The 1,009-nt window shown below is 33.7% G+C and carries 2 protein-coding genes; one reads left to right on the top strand and one right to left on the bottom strand.

Annotation, left to right across the window (positions count from 1 at the left end):
• Positions 1 to 132 precede the first annotated feature (132 nt).
• Positions 133 to 432, bottom strand: a complete 300-nt coding sequence (locus QZ114_RS07680; RefSeq protein ID WP_261030699.1) for a lactococcin 972 family bacteriocin — start codon at positions 430 to 432, stop codon at positions 133 to 135.
• A 187-nt stretch (positions 433 to 619) separates the two neighbouring features.
• Here QZ114_RS07680 and QZ114_RS07675 point away from each other — a divergent pair, with 187 nt between their 5' ends.
• Positions 620 to 883: a hypothetical protein gene (locus QZ114_RS07675; RefSeq protein ID WP_261010940.1), complete on the top strand. Its 264-nt coding sequence runs from the start codon at positions 620 to 622 to the stop codon at positions 881 to 883.
• Positions 884 to 1,009 lie beyond the last annotated feature (126 nt).

The raw sequence follows: 1,009 nt of genomic DNA, 5'->3' as shown, positions 1-1,009 counted from the left end.
ATAATCCAAGCAAGGAAGAAGCTGAGAAAAAAAGTTGATAATAATATGAATAGTTTCTTCATAGTAGACTCCTTGTAAACAAAATTCCCCTTGTAATTTCTTACAAAGGGAATTATCTAAGAAAACTAAATATTAGTCATAGTCATAGTAAAATGCTACTTGTTCCCCAAATTTAGTCCAAATCCAAGCCTCTGAAGTTTCCCCTGCAGGTGCTTCTCCTTTATCTGAATGGCTATCCCATTTACTTACAAGAGAAGAATAATGATATTTTTGACCATGATAGTAATTTGAAAAAGCCCAACCACCTCCTGAACCTTCTCCATATGTCCATACTCCTCCATCTGGATATTGTACAGCGGCTGATGCAGCTCCCAATAATGTAAAGCTTGAAATAAGAGCTAGAGCAAGTAATCTGTGTTTTTTCGTTTTCATTTTATTTTTCCTTTCAAAAAAAGCACACCCTGAGTGACAACACGACAAAATAAATCCTCCTCTCTCTTTTTTGAAACCGATTTCTTTATAAAATAATAATAACATTTTAATTATTATATGTCAATTAATTTTAAGTAAATTAAAAAAATTTTTTTCAAATGAACTATTGTAACAATAAAAAAAATAGATGACTTACAGAACCTGTAAGCCACCCAGTCAGTCGGTTTATTCTGGTGTCTGCCACCGCTTGGCCCTTACGTCCAAGATTGCTATCGGATTTCGTTCTGGTGTCCGCCACCGCTTGGCCCTTATGTCCAAGATTACTATCAGATTGACCATGAGCCGACCACTCATCTACACCATTATTCTAACGAATATGAGCTACAAACGCAAGAGAAAAACTTATTTTGGATTTATACACTATAAAAAACATACACTATCTTCAGATTGAACTTTTGTTCAAAATAAGCTATAATGAATTTAAGTAGAAACAGGAGGTAGAACAAATGGCTACAATCAGTTTAACACGTGATATAAAACTAACAAACGAAGATGCTCTAAAAATTCTTAATCATAA

Source organism: uncultured Streptococcus sp., assembly GCF_901875575.1.
In the GTDB taxonomy this organism is placed as follows: Bacteria; Bacillota; Bacilli; order Lactobacillales; family Streptococcaceae; genus Streptococcus.
The sequence above is the reverse complement of the archived record's forward strand: the minus strand, read 5'-3'. Positions and strand labels throughout refer to the sequence as shown.